The sequence below is a fragment of the Pseudomonas sp. CFBP 13727 genome, from assembly GCF_014841915.1.
GTDB classification, from domain to species: Bacteria; Pseudomonadota; Gammaproteobacteria; order Pseudomonadales; family Pseudomonadaceae; genus Aquipseudomonas; species Aquipseudomonas baltica.
Window position 1 is genome coordinate 834,189 of record NZ_JACYUT010000001.1, and the last position, 16,899, is coordinate 851,087.

At 63.8% G+C, this 16,899-nt stretch carries 14 protein-coding genes and 2 tRNA genes; 8 read left to right on the top strand and 8 right to left on the bottom strand.

Annotated elements, in window-relative coordinates; translation table 11 throughout:
- Window positions 1-31: 31 nt before the first annotated feature.
- Window positions 32-1,423 (bottom strand): 23S rRNA (uracil(1939)-C(5))-methyltransferase RlmD, encoded by a 1,392-nt coding sequence (gene rlmD / locus IFT76_RS03690; RefSeq protein WP_192057437.1) that lies wholly within the window; start codon window positions 1,421-1,423, stop codon window positions 32-34.
- Entirely contained in the window at window positions 1,423-2,325 is a 903-nt protein-coding gene (gene cysM, locus IFT76_RS03695; protein WP_192047512.1) for a cysteine synthase CysM, read from the bottom strand. Before cysM ends, rlmD begins: the two co-directional genes overlap by 1 nt.
- A 284-nt stretch (window positions 2,326-2,609) precedes the next feature.
- Here cysM and IFT76_RS03700 point away from each other — a divergent pair, with 284 nt between their 5' ends.
- From IFT76_RS03700 to IFT76_RS03710, 3 genes are all read left to right on the top strand, one after another.
- Window positions 2,610-5,363: a response regulator gene (locus tag IFT76_RS03700; protein WP_192057774.1), complete on the top strand. Its 2,754-nt coding sequence runs from the start codon at window positions 2,610-2,612 to the stop codon at window positions 5,361-5,363.
- Window positions 5,364-5,413: 50 nt separating this feature from the next.
- Window positions 5,414-5,854: a hypothetical protein gene (locus IFT76_RS03705; RefSeq protein ID WP_185793755.1), complete on the top strand. Its 441-nt coding sequence runs from the start codon at window positions 5,414-5,416 to the stop codon at window positions 5,852-5,854.
- A gap of 144 nt (window positions 5,855-5,998) precedes the next feature.
- Window positions 5,999-6,439: a CBS domain-containing protein gene (locus IFT76_RS03710; protein WP_122478939.1), complete on the top strand. Its 441-nt coding sequence runs from the start codon at window positions 5,999-6,001 to the stop codon at window positions 6,437-6,439.
- A gap of 217 nt (window positions 6,440-6,656) precedes the next feature.
- Here IFT76_RS03710 and IFT76_RS03715 read toward each other — a convergent pair.
- Window positions 6,657-6,733: transfer RNA gene (locus tag IFT76_RS03715), tRNA-Asp, on the bottom strand.
- Between the two features lie 19 nt (window positions 6,734-6,752).
- Window positions 6,753-6,828, bottom strand: a tRNA-Val gene (locus tag IFT76_RS03720).
- A gap of 161 nt (window positions 6,829-6,989) precedes the next feature.
- On the opposite strand from IFT76_RS03720, the gene rdgC reads away from it, so the two are divergent.
- The 3 genes from rdgC (at window position 6,990) to sugE (ending at window position 9,578) form a co-directional block, all read left to right on the top strand.
- Window positions 6,990-7,910: a recombination-associated protein RdgC gene (rdgC, locus tag IFT76_RS03725; RefSeq protein ID WP_122478941.1), complete on the top strand. Its 921-nt coding sequence runs from the start codon at window positions 6,990-6,992 to the stop codon at window positions 7,908-7,910.
- Window positions 7,911-8,190: 280 nt separating this feature from the next.
- Complete coding sequence (locus tag IFT76_RS03730) at window positions 8,191-9,147, top strand: bile acid:sodium symporter family protein (RefSeq protein ID WP_122713038.1); 957 nt, start codon at window positions 8,191-8,193, stop codon at window positions 9,145-9,147.
- Between the two features lie 116 nt (window positions 9,148-9,263).
- Complete coding sequence (sugE, locus tag IFT76_RS03735) at window positions 9,264-9,578, top strand: quaternary ammonium compound efflux SMR transporter SugE (RefSeq protein WP_122478945.1); 315 nt, start codon at window positions 9,264-9,266, stop codon at window positions 9,576-9,578.
- A 173-nt stretch (window positions 9,579-9,751) separates the two neighbouring features.
- Here sugE and pepN read toward each other — a convergent pair whose 3' ends face one another.
- The 4 genes from pepN to IFT76_RS03755 form a co-directional block, all read right to left on the bottom strand.
- Complete coding sequence (gene pepN / locus IFT76_RS03740; RefSeq protein ID WP_192057438.1) at window positions 9,752-12,409, bottom strand: aminopeptidase N; 2,658 nt, start codon at window positions 12,407-12,409, stop codon at window positions 9,752-9,754.
- 12 nt (window positions 12,410-12,421) lie between these two features.
- Window positions 12,422-13,252 carry a DUF2797 domain-containing protein gene (locus IFT76_RS03745; protein WP_192057775.1) on the bottom strand — a complete coding sequence of 277 codons (831 nt, stop codon included), beginning with the start codon at window positions 13,250-13,252 and terminating at the stop codon, window positions 12,422-12,424.
- Between the two features lie 26 nt (window positions 13,253-13,278).
- Complete coding sequence (locus tag IFT76_RS03750) at window positions 13,279-13,539, bottom strand: YeaC family protein (RefSeq protein ID WP_122478948.1); 261 nt, start codon at window positions 13,537-13,539, stop codon at window positions 13,279-13,281.
- Between the two features lie 82 nt (window positions 13,540-13,621).
- Window positions 13,622-14,545 (bottom strand): LysR family transcriptional regulator, encoded by a 924-nt coding sequence (locus IFT76_RS03755; protein ID WP_122713041.1) that lies wholly within the window; start codon window positions 14,543-14,545, stop codon window positions 13,622-13,624.
- Window positions 14,546-14,653: 108 nt separating this feature from the next.
- On the opposite strand from IFT76_RS03755, the gene IFT76_RS03760 reads away from it, so the two are divergent.
- Together IFT76_RS03760 and IFT76_RS03765 are read left to right on the top strand one after the other, a co-directional pair.
- Window positions 14,654-15,856 (top strand): MFS transporter, encoded by a 1,203-nt coding sequence (locus tag IFT76_RS03760; protein WP_192057439.1) that lies wholly within the window; start codon window positions 14,654-14,656, stop codon window positions 15,854-15,856.
- A 91-nt stretch (window positions 15,857-15,947) separates the two neighbouring features.
- Window positions 15,948-16,874: a DNA-3-methyladenine glycosylase family protein gene (locus IFT76_RS03765; protein WP_192057440.1), complete on the top strand. Its 927-nt coding sequence runs from the start codon at window positions 15,948-15,950 to the stop codon at window positions 16,872-16,874.
- Window positions 16,875-16,899 lie beyond the last annotated feature (25 nt).

Genomic DNA, 16,899 nt, shown 5'->3' on the forward strand with positions numbered 1-16,899 from the left:
CTGGCTATGACCAATGCTGGGCCGGCAATGGTCAGGCGTTTCGCGCGCCAGTCGGATTGGACGGGCCATCCTGGCCCGCTTCGAATAACGCCATGGCCTCGACATGCGCAGTTTGCGGAAACATGTCGAGGATCCCGGCTCGTTTTAGCCTGTAGCCTTGCCTCAACAATTCGACCGTATCGCGGGCCAAAGTTGCCGGGTTACAGGAGACATACACCAGACGTTGCGCACCCAGTGCGCGGATCGTGCGCACCACCTCGAAAGCACCGTCGCGAGGTGGATCCAAGAGTACCGCAGAAAAACCTTCACCCACCCACTCGGCGGCGTCCAGAGGCTGCGACAGGTCGCTCTGGTAAAAACCAGTGTTATGCAAATTGTTGCCAACGGCATTGTCGGCAGCACGCTGCACCATGGCCGCCACGCCTTCGACCGCCACCACTTCGCGCGCGCGCTGGGCCAGGGGCAAGGCGAAGTTGCCGAGCCCGCAGAACAGATCCAGGACTCGCTCGTGGGGTTCGGGTGCCAGCCAGTCCAGCGCCTGGGCGATCATGGCATCGTTGACGGCCGCGTTGACCTGGACGAAGTCACCGGGTCGGTACGCCAGCTCGAGCCCCCAGGGGGCCAGGGCGAACCCCAGCGTTGCGCCTGCGACCAGCGGTGCCGGCTCGCCTTCGCCGTGCAGCCATAACTGCAGGCCCAGGTCCGTGCAGAAGGCCTGCAGCGCCGCCAGGTCAGTATCGGCCAGCGCGGCGGTATGACGAAGCAGCAAGGCCAGTGCGGTACCCGCGTACAGCTCGACGTGGCCCAGCGACTGGGGTTTGACGAAGCTGCGCAGCAGCTGTGGCAACTGCTCGATGACCGGCTGCAACGCCGGCACCAGCACCTGGCACTGGCTGATGTCGACGATGTCCTGGCTGGCTGCAGCGCGAAAGCCCACGGCCAGATGACGCGCCTTGGGATCCCAGCGCACTGCCAGCCGGGCGCGTCGGCGATAGCCCAGCTCGGGCCCGCTCAACGGTGCTGCCCATTGCTCGGGCGCGACTCCGGCCACGCGCGACAACTGCTCGGCCAGCAGACCTTGCTTGAGCGCCAACTGCCGGTCGTGCGGCAGGTGCTGGAGGCTGCAGCCACCGCAGGTGCCGAAATGCGGACACGGCGCCGGGCGGCGCAGTTCGCTGGCCACGAGCACGCGCTCGCAGCGCGCTTCGACGATCTTGCCGTGGGCATTGAGCACCCGCGCCTCGACCTGCTCGCCGGCCAGGGCGCCACTGACGAACCACGTCCGCCCTTCGAAGAAGGCAATGCCGCGGCCGTCGTTGGCAAGGCGCTCGATCGGCAGGCGCTGTTTCTTGCCGGTCGGTACCTGTGGCGCACGGGTGCCGCCTGTCGGCTGGAAACGCAGGCCCGGTTTGGTTCTGGCCATCAGTTGGGCGCGTCGAAGATGCCGCTGGACAGGTAGCGGTCGCCGCGGTCGCAGATGATCGCGACGATGACCGCGTTGCTCACTTCGCGCGACAGGCGCAGCATGCCTGCCACCGCGCCGCCGGACGACACGCCGCAGAAGATGCCTTCTTCGCGCGCCAGCCTGCGGGTGGTGTCTTCGGCTTCGTGCTGGGCCATGTCGATGATCCGATCGACCCGATCGGCCTCATAGATGCGCGGCAGGTATTCTTCCGGCCAACGGCGGATGCCGGGAATGGCAGCCCCCTCCATGGGTTGCAGGCCAACGATCTGCACTGCGGGGTTCTGCTCCTTGAGAAAACGAGAGGTGCCCATGATGGTGCCGGTGGTGCCCATGGAACTGACGAAATGGGTAATGGTACCGGCCGTCTGCTGCCAGATCTCGGGGCCGGTGCTGCGATAGTGCGCCTCGGGATTGTCGCCGTTGGCGAACTGGTCGAGGACCTTGCCGTGCCCTTCTCTCTGCATGCGTTCGGCGAGGTCGCGCGCGCCTTCCATGCCCTGCTCGCGGGTGACCAGGATCAGCTCGGCACCATACGCGGTCATGGCCGCCTTGCGTTCGGCCGTCGAGTTGTCGGGCATGATCAGGATCATCTTGTAGCCCTTGATCGCAGCCGCCATGGCCAGGGCGATGCCGGTATTGCCGGAGGTCGCTTCGATCAGGGTGTCGCCGGGCTGGATCTGCCCACGGCTTTCGGCGCGGCTGATCATCGACAGCGCCGGGCGGTCCTTCACGGAACCGGCCGGGTTGTTGCCTTCCAGCTTGAGCAGCAAGGTGTTGCTGGTCTCGCCGGCCAGGCGCTGCAGGCGCACCAGCGGCGTGTTGCCGACGCAGTCGGCGATGGTTAGGTACTGCGGGGTCATGGCGTATTCGCAATCCAGACTGCGGGGGTGGCCTATCATACCGGCAAACGGCGCCTACCCATATCACGCAAAGTGCGCACCTTATAGCGCGAAAGCATAAGCAGCTGGTGGGGCGCTTTCACTCGCGCACGTCCAATGCCCTTCCATGACCTTTGGTCGCTCTGGTTCAGCCCCTGGCGACCTTGCACATGCCATTGGCCCAACGCCGCGGCGCGCGCGACTGGCGCATCGGCACGCCCCGCTGTATTTTCCCAGCATTGCTCAGTCAGAAAGGCGCCTGCGGCGTGTTGAAGAAACTCGGTATCAAAACCCGCGTGCTGTTGCTCGCGCTCATTCCGGCCACCTGCATGGCGCTGATCCTGGGGGGTTATTTCACCTGGATGCAGCAGTCCGACCTGCAGCGGCAGTTGCTGCAGCGCGGCGACATGATTTCCGAACAGCTTGCGCCGCTGGCCGCACCGGCACTGGCGGCCAAGGACCGCGAGCGCCTGGAGCGCATCGCCGCGCAATCCCTGGAGCTGACCGACGTGCGCTCGGTGACCTTCCTGGGGGCGGACAGGACCCTGCTCGCCCATGCCGGGCCGATGATGCTCAACGCGGTGCCGATCGGCAACAGCACGCACTCGCTGCAGCGCAGCGGCTTCGACGCCACGCGCTATCTGATGCCCGTGTTCGGCCGCCATCGCGACCTGGCCAGTGACGAGGTGCCCGGCGAAGTCGATCACCTGCTGGGCTGGGTCGAGCTGGAACTGTCCCATGACGGCACCTTGCTGCGCGGCTACCGCAGCCTGTTCGCCAGCCTGCTGCTGATCCTCACCGGGCTGAGCATCACCGCGCTGCTTGCCGCGCACATGAGTCGCAGCATCAGTGCGCCGATTCGGCAGATCAAGGACACCGTCACGCAGATCAAGGACGGCAATCTGGAAAGTCGCGTACCGGCCATGGGCAGCCATGAAATGGACGCCCTGGCCGCCGGCATCAATCGCATGGCCGAAACTCTGCAGGACGCCCAGGAAGAACTGCAGCACAGCATCGACCAGGCCACCGAAGACGTCCGGCAGAACCTGGAAACCATCGAGATCCAGAACATCGAACTGGACCTGGCGCGCAAGGAAGCGCTGGAAGCGAGCCGGATCAAATCCGAATTCCTCGCCAACATGAGTCACGAAATCAGGACCCCACTCAACGGCATACTGGGGTTCACTCATCTACTGCAGAAAAGCGAGCTCACCCCGCGCCAGCTGGATTACCTGGGCACCATCGAGAAATCCGCAGACAGCCTGTTGGGCATCATCAATGAAATCCTCGACTTCTCGAAGATCGAGGCGGGCAAGCTGGTACTGGACAATATTCCCTTCAATCTGCGCGACCTGCTGCAGGACACGCTGACCATCCTCGCACCCGCCGCCCATGCCAAGCAGCTCGAACTGGTCAGCCTGGTCTACCGCGATACCCCGCTGTCGCTGATCGGCGACCCGCTGCGGCTCAAGCAGATCCTGACCAACCTGGTCAGCAACGCCATCAAGTTCACCCGCGAGGGCACCATCGTCGCCCGCGCCATGATGGAGGACGAGAACGAAGACAGCGTGCAACTGCGCATCAGTGTCCAGGACACCGGTATCGGCCTGTCCGGCCAGGATGTGCGGGCGCTGTTCCAGGCCTTCAGCCAGGCCGACAACTCGCTGTCGCGGCAGCCCGGCGGCACGGGCCTGGGGCTGGTGATTTCCAAGCGTCTGGTCGAGCAGATGGGCGGCGAGATCGGGGTCGACAGCACGCCCGGCGAGGGCTCGGAATTCTGGATCAGCCTCAATCTGCCCAAGGCGCGCGACGATGCCGAGGACCTGCCGTCGGCGCCCCTGCTCGGCCGTCGCATCGCGATCGTCGATGGCCATGGACTGGCGCGGCAGGCCCTGCAGCATCAGCTCGAAGACTGTGGCCTGGACGTCACCGACTTCAAGTCGCTGGACAAGCTGGTACTGGCCACCCACGCTGCGCGGCAGGCAGGCCAGCCGCTCGACCTGGCCGTGCTGGGCATCACCGCCCATGAGATATCGCCGGAACGCCTGGGCGTGCAGATTCGCGAGATCGAGCAGAGCGGCTGCCAGGTGCTGGTGCTGTGCCCGACCACCGAACAAGCGCTGTTCCATGCCGCAGTGCCCAATGCGGATCGTCAGCTGCAGGCCAAGCCAAGCTGCACGCGCCGACTGCGCCGTGCGCTGGCGGACCTGATCAACCCCAAGCAATTGCGCTACGAAAGCCCCGAGGGCAGCGGCGAGCGCGCACCGCGCGTGCTGTGCGTGGACGACAATCCGGCCAACCTGCTGCTGGTGCAGACCCTGCTCGAAGACCTCGGCGCCGAGGTGCGAGCGGTGGACAACGGTGCGGCAGCGATCAAGGCCGTACAGGAAGGCGGGCTCGACCTGGTGCTGATGGACGTGCAGATGCCGGAGATGGACGGCCGCGAAACCACCGAGCGCATCCGGCTGTGGGAAAGTGCCCAGACCGGTGCCGCCCTGCCCATCGTGGCGCTGACTGCCCATGCGATGGCCAATGAAAAGAGGGCCTTGCTGCAGAGCGGCATGGACGACTACCTGACCAAGCCCATCAGCGAACGTCAGCTGGCCCAGGTGGTGCTGAAATGGACCGGGCTGGCGCTCAGCGCGCAGTCCCTGGACAAGACCGCGGACCTGCCGCTGGAAAGCAATACCCTGCAGGTGCTCGATGCCGCCGAAGGCCTGCGCCTGGCGGCAGGCAAGGCCGATCTGGCCGCCGACATGCTGGCGATGCTGCTGGCGTCACTGCAGGCCGACCGCGAAGCGATTCAACTGGCGCGAATCAATGCCGATCAGAATGCCATGATCGAGCGGGTGCATCGCCTGCACGGCGCCACACGCTACTGCGGCGTGCCGCAACTGCGTGCGGCCTGCCTGCGCAGCGAAACCCTGCTCAAGCAGAACGATCCGGCAGCCTTGGCGGCGCTGGATGAACTGGACGACGCCATCACTCGCCTCGAGGAACAGGCCCGCGCGATGGCCTGAGGCCCCGCCGTGGCCGGCGTGCTAGCATGTCGCGTCTATTTGGAGGACCCATGGTCGAACACGATTTCCGCTTCAGTCTGCTCAACCCGCAGCACACCTTGATCGAGTGCCGCGCGCTCATGCCCGGCCGTTACCAGGTCACCGGCAACGGCGGCTCGATCCACAACACCGACACCCTGCTGGTCACCCTCAAGGGCAGCAAGGATCTTTCGATGCGCCTGGTGGTGGAGAAGGTCCGTCATCTGATCAACCCGCCTGGCCAGTGGGTGGCCGTGGCCACCGGCCCGGTGTTCGGCGAACTGGCGATCCATCAGTGGAAAGTCAATTGCGACAGCTGCGGCAAGGTCCTCGACTTCGAATTTGCGGTGGACGCCAAGCTCGGCACCAAGGCGCAGAAACCTGCAGCGGAGGCGCGCATTGCCGAACTGGGCTGGGCCAATCGCAATGGCAAGCATATCTGCCGACAGTGCCAGGCCGCCCCGGCGGGCTGAACGCGGCAGCCGCATAACGCAGTTGGGCATGTGGTGTTCGCTTTGGGGATGCAGCGGACGGTACGGAACGTGGACTAATTGACATGGCGCCACGGCACACGAGGGCGCTTTAGCTGCACTCGCCTTTCCCTGGAGCCATAGCCCATGAAAACCGTCGCGGAACTGTTGAAGAGTAAAGTCCAGCACAACCAGCAGGTGCACACCATCGAGCCGCAACAGATGGTGTTCGATGCCCTCAAGCTCATGGCGCAGATGAATGTCGGCGCCCTGCCGGTGGTGGTCGAGGGGCGCGTGGTGGGTATCGTCAGCGAGCGCGACTATGCACGCAAGATGGTGCTGCTGGGGCGCTCGTCGATTGGCACGCCGGTCAGCGAGATCATGAGCGCCCATGTGATCACCGTGACTCCCCAACAGAACATCGATCATTGCATGGCATTGATGACCGAGGGTCGTCTGCGCCACCTGCCGGTGGTCGACAACGGCCAACTGCTGGGGCTGCTATCCATCGGTGACCTGGTCAAGGAAGCCATCGCCGAACAAGCCAGCCTGATCGAGCAGCTGCAGCAGTACATCCGCGGCGAATGAAGCAGCCAGCGTGGTAAACCCTGTGGGAGCTGTGCTACCCCTGACACACGGCAGCGCCTGCTTCGCGGGCAGAGCCCGCTCCCACAAATTTCGCGGCCCGCTCCCACACATTGATCCCACGGGCTGCCTGCGGGCAGGAATTCTGGACAAAAAAAAAGCGACCCGAAGGTCGCTTTTTTTTGCTTCAGAGAGTTCAAGGGCTCTGAGGCGGAATTAATGGCGCAGCGGACGGGACTCGAACCCGCGACCCCCGGCGTGACAGGCCGGTATTCTAACCGACTGAACTACCGCTGCGCGTAACACTGAGAGAGATTGGTGGGTGATGACGGGATCGAACCGCCGACCCTCTGCTTGTAAGGCAGATGCTCTCCCGGCTGAGCTAATCACCCTTTGTCTCTCGGTGTGGCGCGCATTCTACGGAGCGACCCAAACTCTGGCAAGCACTTTTTCAAAAAAATTTTCGAGGCCTTCCAAACACTTAGCACAGGGATGGCGTCGGCTTCGCACACGGAGAATAATGCCTGCCTAATGTTGAGGAGTGCTTCACCCCATGTGGTTCAAAAACCTGCTTGTCTACCGTCTTACCCAGGATATCCCCTTCGACGCCGAGGCTTTGGAAACCGCACTGGCGAGTAAACCGGCACGCCCATGTGCCAGCCAGGAACTGACCACCTACGGTTTCGTGGCGCCGTTCGGTAAAGGCGAAGACGCCCCGTTCGTGCATGTCAGCCAGGATTTCATGCTGATCGCCGCACGCAAGGAAGAGCGCATCCTGCCGGGCAGTGTCGTGCGTGACGCGGTCAAGGAGAAGGTCGAGGAGATCGAGGCCGAGCAGATGCGCAAGGTCTACAAGAAGGAACGCGACCAGATCAAGGACGAGATCATCCAGGCCTTCCTGCCGCGCGCGTTCATTCGTCGCTCGTCGACCTTCGCCGCCATTGCCCCCAAGCAAGGCTTGATCCTGGTCAATTCGGCCAGCCCGAAACGCGCCGAAGATCTGCTGTCGACCCTGCGTGAAGTGATCGGCTCGTTGCCGGTGCGCCCGCTGACCGTGAAGGTGGCGCCGACCGCGACCATGACCGAGTGGGTGAAGACGCAGAAAGCGGCCGATGACTTCCATGTTCTGGACGAGTGCGAACTGCGCGACACCCATGAAGATGGCGGTATCGTGCGTTGCAAGCGCCAGGATCTGACCAGCGACGAGATCCAATTGCACCTGAGCACTGGCAAGCAGGTTACCCAGTTGTCACTGGCGTGGCAGGACAAGCTGTCATTCGTGCTGGATGACAAGATGGTGGTCAAGCGTTTGAAGTTCGAGGAATTGCTGCAGGATCAAGCCGAGCAGGACGGTGGCGAGGAAGCGCTGGGGCAGCTGGATGCCAGCTTTACCTTGATGATGCTGACCTTCGGTGAATTCCTGCCAGTGCTGTTCGAGGCGCTGGGCGGCGAAGAGCTGCCCCAGGGGATTTGACCGGCAGCGCGCCCATCGCGGGCAGAGCCCGCTCCCACAGGGGTTGTGTGGTTTCTGTGGGAGTGGGCTCTGCTGTGAGTCAGGCAGACCGGGGTGTGGCTTTCGCGGCCGCGGACCGCTCCTACAGGGGGTGTGCGATTTCTGTGGGAGTGGGCGTTGCCCGCGAAGGGGCGCTGCGATGTGTCAGGCAGACCGTGGTGCGGCTTTCGCGGCCACGGACCGCTCCCACAGGGGTTCGTGGGTACCAACATGATGATTCTATATAAGAAGGAACTACCCCATGCGCGCCTTGGCCGCTTTGAGTCGCTTCGTTGGCAATACCTTTGCCTACTGGGTCCTGCTGTTCGCCATACTGGCGTTTCTGGCGCCTGAATGGTTCATCGGCCTCAAGCCGCTGATCGTGCCGCTGCTGGGCCTGGTGATGTTCGGCATGGGCCTGACCCTCAAGCTCGACGATTTTGCCGAGGTCGGGCGTCATCCGTGGCGCGTGGCGCTGGGCGTGGTTGCGCACTTCGTGATCATGCCAGGTGTCGCCTGGCTGTTGTGCCAGGTGTTCCATCTGCCGCCGGAGATCGCCGTCGGTGTGATTCTGGTCGGTTGCTGCCCGAGCGGCACCTCGTCCAACGTGATGACCTGGCTGGCCAAGGGCGACCTGGCGCTGTCGGTGGCCATCGCGGCGGTGACTACCCTGCTCGCCCCGCTGCTCACCCCTGCCCTGATCTGGCTGTTGGCTTCGGCCTGGCTGCCGGTATCGTTCATGGAAATGTTCTGGTCGATCCTGCAACTGGTCATGCTGCCGATCGTTCTGGGCGTCGTTGCCCAGAAGCTGCTCGGTGCGCGGGTCCAGCTGGCGGTCGATGTGCTGCCGCTGGTGTCGGTGGTGAGTATCGTGTTGATCGTCTGCGCCGTGGTCGCGGCCAGCCAGGCACGCATTGCCGAGTCGGGCCTGTTGATCATGGCGGTGGTGATTCTGCACAACAGTTTCGGTTTCCTGCTCGGCTACTTCACCGGCAAGCTGTTCAAGCTGCCGCTGGCGCAGCGCAAGTCATTGGCCCTGGAAGTCGGGATGCAGAACTCGGGACTGGGCGCGGCCTTGGCCAGTGCTCACTTCTCACCACTGGCGGCGGTGCCCAGCGCCTTGTTCAGCGTCTGGCACAATATTTCCGGAGCACTGCTCTCGACCTATTTCCGGCGCATGGAAGGCACCGAGCCGGGCGCGTTGAAGACCGAACCTTGATCCGCCGCACTTGATCCATCGGGCAAGGATGGGCAACATGGTGTTCGGCGCCGGGACGACCCGGCGCCACTTTTCCTGCAAACGGGGACGACCCCATCTTCGATGAGGGTTTTTCCATGTCCTGGTTACTGTTGTTTTTCGCCGGTCTGTTCGAAGTGTGCTGGGCCATCGGCCTGAAGTACACCGACGGCTTTACCCGCCCCCTTCCTACCGTGTTGACCGTTGCCGCCATGGCGGCGAGCCTCGGCCTGCTCGGCCTGGCCATGCGTGAGCTGCCCTTGGGCACCGCCTATGCCATCTGGACCGGGGTCGGTGCGGTGGGTACGGTGATTGCCGGTATCGTGCTGTTTGGCGAGTCGATGGCGCTGATGCGGATGGTCAGTGTGGGTCTGATCATCCTGGGGTTGGTGGGATTGAAGGTCAGCACCTGACCCTGTAACGCTCCTGTAGGAGCGGTCTGTGGCCGCGAACCGAGCGCTGCGGCGCGTCAGCCAATTTGCGGCGCCCTTTTCGCGGGCAGAGCCCGCTCCCACAATGAGACGATGTACCCGCATTCATTGTGGGAGCGGGCTCTGCCCGCGAAGAATCCCCACCAATCAATCCATCAAGCCAGGCTTTTGCTGACCACTTCGTAGACGTCGCTGGACAGTGGGCCGGAGGCGAGAATCCGTTCAAGCTCGGCTTTCATCAGTGCCTGCCGCGCGCTGTCGTACTTTCTCCAACGGGTCAGCGGCGACAGTTGCCGCGAGGCGATCTGCGGGTTCAGGGCATTGAGCTCGATCACCAGGTCGGCCAGGAAACGGTAGCCCGAGCCATCGGCCGCATGGAAGTTGATCAGGTTCTGACCCGCGAAGGCACCGATCAGCGCACGCACCTTGTTCGGGTTCTTCAGGGTGAACGCTGGATGCTGCATCAGCGCCTTCACGCGCGGCAGCCCGCCCGGCAAGCCACTGGCCGCCTGCACGCTGAACCACTGGTCCATGACCAACGGGTTGTCCTTGAAGTGTTCGGCGAACGCTTCCAATGCACGGGTCTTTTCCGCGTCAAATGGCGAATTGACCAACACTGCCAAGGCCGTCAGGCGCTCGGTCATGTTGTCGCAGGCATCATATTGTTCGAGGGTAGCGGCGAGCACTTCGGGACGTCCGCTGAGCATCAGGTAGGACAACGCGATGTTCTGCAGCGCGCGGCGGGCGAAATGCTCTTTCTCGGCCACGTACGCAGTGGCCCTGGAGACCTCGCGATTGGCCTGGTAGCGCGTCCACAGCCCATCGAACAGACCATCGGCCAGCTGCTTGCGGGCGAACTCGCGAGCGGCATGGATCGCGTCGACATCGGCCACTTCGCTGATCTCGGCCAGATAGGCCTCGCTGGGCAACGACAACATCTCGGCAACCATTGCCGGATCCAGTTGCGGATTCTCCAGCACGCTGGCCAGGGCCGTGAGCAGGCGTGGATCCATCGACAACGACTCGCCGCGCTGGTACTGGCAGATCATTTCCTGCAGCACCTGGACCGACAGCTGCTGGCCGGCATCCCAGCGGTTGAAACCGTCGCTGTCGTGCTGCATGAGGAACATCAACTGGTCACGGGTATACGGGAAGATCAGCTTGACGGGCGCACTGAAGCCGCGCAGCAGCGACGGCAATGGTTGCTCGGCGATGTCGACGAAAGTGAACGTCTGCTCGGCCTCGGTCATCGCTAGCACACGGCTGGTACCGACCGCCGCGGCCTCGTCGCTCAAACGCAATGGCAGCTCCTGGCCCTTGGCGTCGAGCAGGCCCAGCGCCACGGGAATCACGAATGGCAGCTTCTCGACCTTGTCCGGGGTCTCGGGGCAGCTCTGGCGCAGGGTCAAGCTGTAGGTGCGAGCCTGCGCATCGTAGCGTTCGCTTACCTGAAGGCGTGGCGTGCCCGCCTGGCTGTACCAGCGCTTGAACTGCTCGAGCTCGACACCGTTGGCGTCTTCCATCGCACTGATGAAGTCGTCGCAGGTCACGGCCTGGCCATCGTGACGCTCGAAGTACAGGTCGCTGCCCTTGCGGAAGCCTTCGGCGCCCAACAGGGTGTGCAGCATGCCGACCACTTCCGAGCCCTTCTCGTACACGGTCAAGGTGTAGAAGTTGGATATCTCGATGAAGCTGTCGGGGCGCACCGCGTGGGCCATCGGGCCGGCATCTTCGGCGAACTGGTGGGTGCGCAGGTAGGCGACGTCCTGGATGCGCTTGACGGTCGGCGAATGCATGTCGGCGCTGAAGCCTGCATCGCGGTAGACGGTGAAGCCTTCCTTGAGCGACAACTGGAACCAGTCGCGGCAGGTCACTCGGTTGCCCGACCAGTTGTGGAAATATTCGTGGGCGACGATGGCCTCGACCCGCTGGTGGGCGGCATCGGTGGCGGTTTCGGCGCGGGCCAGCACGGCGCTGGAGTTGAAGATGTTCAGGCCCTTGTTTTCCATGGCGCCCATGTTGAAGTCGTTGACCGCGACGATCATGAAGATGTCCAGGTCGTACTCACGGCCGTAGGCTTCTTCGTCCCAACGCATGGACTTCTTCAGGCTGGTCATGGCGTGAGCGCACTTGTCGATGTTCTCCGGCTCGACATAGATGCGCAGCGCCACATCGCGACCACTGACGGTGGTGAAGCTGTCTTCCACGCACCACAGGTCACCGGCCACCAGCGCGAACAGGTACGCCGGTTTCACGAACGGGTCTTCCCAGGTTGCCCAGTGCCGGCCATCTTCCTGGGGACCGTTGCCGACCGGATTGCCGTTGGACAGCAGGATCGGGTACTGCTGCTGGTCGGCGATCAACGTGGTGGTGAAGCGGCTCATCACGTCGGGACGGTCGAGGTAGTAGGTGATCTTGCGGAAGCCTTCGGCCTCGCACTGGGTACAGAACATGCCCGTGGACTTGTACAGGCCTTCCAGTGCGGTGTTGGTTTCGGGGTGGATGCGCACGCTGGTGTCGACGGTGAACGCCTCGCTGCGCGGCTGCAGGGTCAGGCTGTCGGCGGTCAGCTGGTAGTCGGCGGCACCCAGGTCGCTGTCGTCGAGCTTGACGCCGAGCAGCTCCATCAACTCGCCGTCGAGCACCAGCGGTGGCAGCCCGGCACCACGCGCCGGGTTGCGGCGCATGACCAACTGCGCGTGGACCAGGCTGTGATCGTCGAACAACTCAAAGGTCAGGTGCGTCTCGTCGATCAGATAATCGGGCGCCTGATAGTCTTTCAGGTAGATCATTTTCGGTTGTTCGGTACGCATGCGAAAACCCTTCTACTGATGCACGGCCAATTGGTAAGCCGTGTACTTGCGAATATTGATGACGCCGGAGTCGAAGATCAGGTATTGACCCTTGATGCCCAGCAACGTGCCTTCGGCGATGGGGTTCTTGTCCAGGTTGAAGCTGGCGATCTTGCTCGGGTAGGTGTGCACCGGGTAGCGGATCTCGATGGGCTCGACATCGTTCAGGGCCTGGATCGCCTGCAGGCCGAAACGATCCTGCAGCATGTGGATACCGGCCGCGCAGCTGTCGAACAGTTGCTCGCGGATGGCCACCAGGTCCACCGCCGGGGCGTCACCCTTGAGCAGCGCGCGCCAGTTGGTGCGGTCCGCGACCTGCGAGCGGAACAGGTCTTCGACCAGCCCGGATTGCTGGCGGGTCGCCACGCGCATGATCGGCAGTGCCTGGCTGGCGCCCTGGTCGAGCCAGCGGGTAGGCAACTGGCTGGCGCGGGTGATGCCGACCTTGACCCCTGAAGAGTTGGCCAGATAGACCACATGATCGGTCATGCAGAACTGCTCGCCCCAGGCCGGATCGCGGCAGGTACCGGCGTCGTAGTGGCATTTTTCCGGAGCCATGATGCACACGTCGCACTGGGCCAGCTTGGTCATGCAGGGGTAGCAGTAGCCTTGGCTGAAACTGGTCTTGGTCTTGCGCCCGCAGTTCACGCAGTGGATGGCGCCGAGAAACTCCAGGCGCAGCTTGCTGCCGATCAAGGGATTGACGGCAATCTGCGTATCGCCCAGACGCAGCTGGTATTGCACCACTGGCGCCTCGAGCTGTGCGGACATCTTGCTGGCCGCACCGCGACCGAGCTCTTGCAGGGTGTCTTGCGCAAAGAGATCGCAGGTCAATGGATCGAATCCGACTTGAACAGGATGTTTTCGATCGGCGCGGACTTAGAGGCGCACTCTTGCGGGCCCATGTAGCCGGTACGCTGATCTTCGGGCAGGTTCTTCATTTCCCAGGCGATGATGGCCTGCAGGGTCAGTTCTTTCTGCTCGGCGGTCAGCTTGCGGCCGTCGGACCATTTGCCGATTTCGACAGCCAGCTTGAGGCTTTCGTAGATATCAGGGGTGATGTTTTCGATCATGTGGGCGAATGACGACATGCGGAGGCCTCCAATGGATGCTGGCATTTTAAACGGTGTACCGAGTGCGTAAAGCGAAATCCCGGCCCCCGGCCCTAGACCGCTAGGCAACCGAGCCGGCCGGGGTCAGTCGCGCGGTGAGGAATTCCAGCAGGGCATGCACCTTGGGCAGGGCTTCACGGCTTTTCAGCCACACCAGGTTCATTGCCAGGCCGTCGGTGGCCAATGGCGCGAGCACTTCGACCAGGGCGCCGCTGTCCAGGTGCCGCTGGATCAGCCAGGTCGGCAGCTGGGCGATGCCCTGCCCGGCAAGCACGGCCATCACCTGCCCTTCGCCATCGCCAACGGCCACGTGCGGATGAATGGTCCGTCGCTCCATGTCGCCGGCCTGGCGGCCCTTGAAGTACCACGGATAGACCGTGCCATCGGTCTGCCCATAGCCAACGCAGCGATGCTGTTCCAGCTCACGCTCGCCCTGTGGCGTACCGTGCTCGTGCAGGTAGGCGGGTGCTGCGCAGAACACCAGCCGCTGACGCCCCAGGAAGCGTCGCCCAACGTTGCTCGGCCAGGCATCGGAACCCCCGATGCGCACGACGATGTCGATGCCTTCCTGGACAGGGTCGACGAAGCGGTCCGAGAACGACACGTGAGGCTGCAGCCGCGGATGCCGCGCAGCGAACTCGAGAATCAGGGGCAGCACGTGCAATCGGCCGTAGGACGCAGGCAGGTCGATGCGCAGACGGCCATGGGGTTCGCGCTGCTCGGCGCTCATGGCCAGTTCCACCTCTTCGAGGTCGGCGAGCACGCTGGTGCAGGTGCGGTAGAACGTCTGCCCTGCCTCGGTCAGCGCCAGGCGCCGCGTGGTGCGCTGGAACAGCCGTACGCCGAGCCGCGCTTCCAGGCGCGCAACGCCTTTGCTGACCGCCGAGTTGCTGAGGTTCAGGCGTTCGGCGGCGGCGGTGAAACTGCCCAGGTCGGCGACGCTGACGAAGACGTCGATACCCTTGAGGCGCTCCGAGGAAAACATCGCATCTCCGATTGGTGAATTCAGTTCAATTCACAAGGTAATTAATGGCCGGGATTTTCCAGGACTTCCCCAATAGGCTATTACAAAATCTTTCCGGAGTTAAGTTCGATGTCTTCTTCCCACATGGCCGACGCCGCGCCGTCTGCCTCGAGCAGCAGCGCTTCCGGCGTGCAGATCCTGATCATGGCCGTAGCGGCCTTCATCATCGTGACCACCGAGTTCCTGATCGTCGGCTTGTTGCCGAGCCTGGCGCGGGACCTGGACATTTCCATTGCCCTGGCCGGTCAGGTGGTGACCCTGTTCGCATTCACCGTGATGCTGTTCGGACCGTATCTGACGGCGCGTCTGGCGCACGTCGAGCGCAAGAAGCTGTTCACCCTGATTCTGCTGGTGTCTGCGGCGTCCAATGTGCTGGCGGCGGTGTCCACCAATATCTGGGTGCTGGCCATCGCTCGCTTCATCCCTGCCCTGGCGCTACCGGTGTTCTGGGGCACGGCCAGTGAAACCGCCGGCCAACTGGCTGCGCCCGGACAATCCGGCAAGGCCGTGGCCAAGGTGTACCTGGGCATTTCCGCAGCATTGGTGTTCGGCGTTCCGCTGGGCACCGTGGCCGCCGACCTGATCGGCTGGCGCGGGAGCTTCTGGGTGCTGGCTGGGGTGTCGCTGCTGATTGGCGTGCTGATGCATCTGGTGATGCCGAAACTGCCTGGCTCGCCCGCCGCCGCGGTCGGCGAGAAGCAGACAGCGATCCTGCGTCAGCCGCGCTTCCTGGCCCACGTGCTGCTGTCGGTGCTGACCTTTACCGCCATGTTCACCGCCTACACCTACCTGGCCGACATCCTCGAGCGGTTGGGTGGTGTGCCGGCAGGTCAGGTCGGTTGGTGGCTGATGGGCTTCGGCGCAGTCGGCATGCTGGGTAACCACTTGGGTGGCAGCATGGTCGACCGACGCCCGCTGGGGGCGATGGTGGTGTTTCTGCTGGTGCTGGGCGCAGGCATGACCGCTGCGGTGGCGCTGGCCGAGCAGCGCGCCTGGTTGATCGCGGCACTGATTGCCTGGGGCATCGCCTATACGGCGCTGTTTCCGATCTGCCAGGTGCGCGTGATGCAGGCTGGCGCGAAGGCTCAGGCCCTGGCGGCGTCGCTGAACATCTCGGCGGCCAATGCCGGCATTGGTCTGGGCGCTATTTTCGGTGGCCTGGGCATTCGTCAATTTGGCCTGGAATCCCTCGGCCTGCTGGCCACCGGCGTGGCGGTGCTGGCGCTGATCGTAGCCCTGCTGATGATCAAGCGCCCCGCAGCAGCCAGGTAACCACATGTCTGTAGCAGCGGCGCGAGCCGCGTCGGCTGTGGATGCAGCAAACTGGAGGGATACACGGTCTGAACCGGCAAGGAGTTTTACCATGCCCTCACTCAGTACCGACATCGAGTTGTTCTACCAGCCGCCCTTCGACTGGCAGCGCCTGCTCAGGTTCTTCGGCGGGCGTTCCAGTGCCTTGGTCGAAACCGTCATCGACGGCGTGTACTTGCGCACCGTCGAATGGCGAGGTGACGAAGGCCTGCTCAGTGTCCGCCAGGACCCGGCCCGTGACTGCCTGATCGCGCGCATCGATGGACCGGCCAGCGTTCACCTGCCCGCGCTGGTGCCACGCCTGCGGCGCATGTTCGATCTGGATCTTGACCCGCAGCGGTTGCACGCGGCGCTGGACAGCGACCCCTGGCTTGGTCGCCTGCTGCTGCAGACGCCGGGACTGCGCGTGCCTGGCACCTGGTCGACCTTCGAGCTGATCGTGCGCACCATCGTCGGCCAGCAGGTCAGCGTCAAGGCGGCCACCACCATTGCCGGGCGTCTGGCCGAGCGGGCCGGGCGGCCGGTGGCGCTGCCACAGCACCCACAGGTCGCGTGGCAGTTTCCCACTCCCGCTGCCTTGGCCGAGGTCAACCTCGACCGCATCGGCATGCCCGGCAAGCGCGTGGCCGCGCTGCAGAACTTCGCCGCTGCAGTGGCTTGCAATCAGGTACAGATCGAAGCGTTCGTCGATGAACACACACGTACCGACCTGACGCCCCTGCGCCAAGGCCTGCTGGCACTGCCGGGCATTGGCCCGTGGACGGTCGAATACGTTGCGATGCGTGCCTGGCGCGATGCCGATGCCTGGCCGGGCAGCGATCTGGTGATCATGCAGGAGATCACGCGCGCGCACCCCGAGCTGCTCAAGCCCGGTCACCAACGGCTGCGCAGCGAAGACTGGCGGCCATGGCGTGCCTACGCCGTCATGTATATCTGGAACGAGCTCATGGACCGCACCGATGGCCAGCGCGGCGGCTGACACCGGAGCGCCATGACGCCCAGGT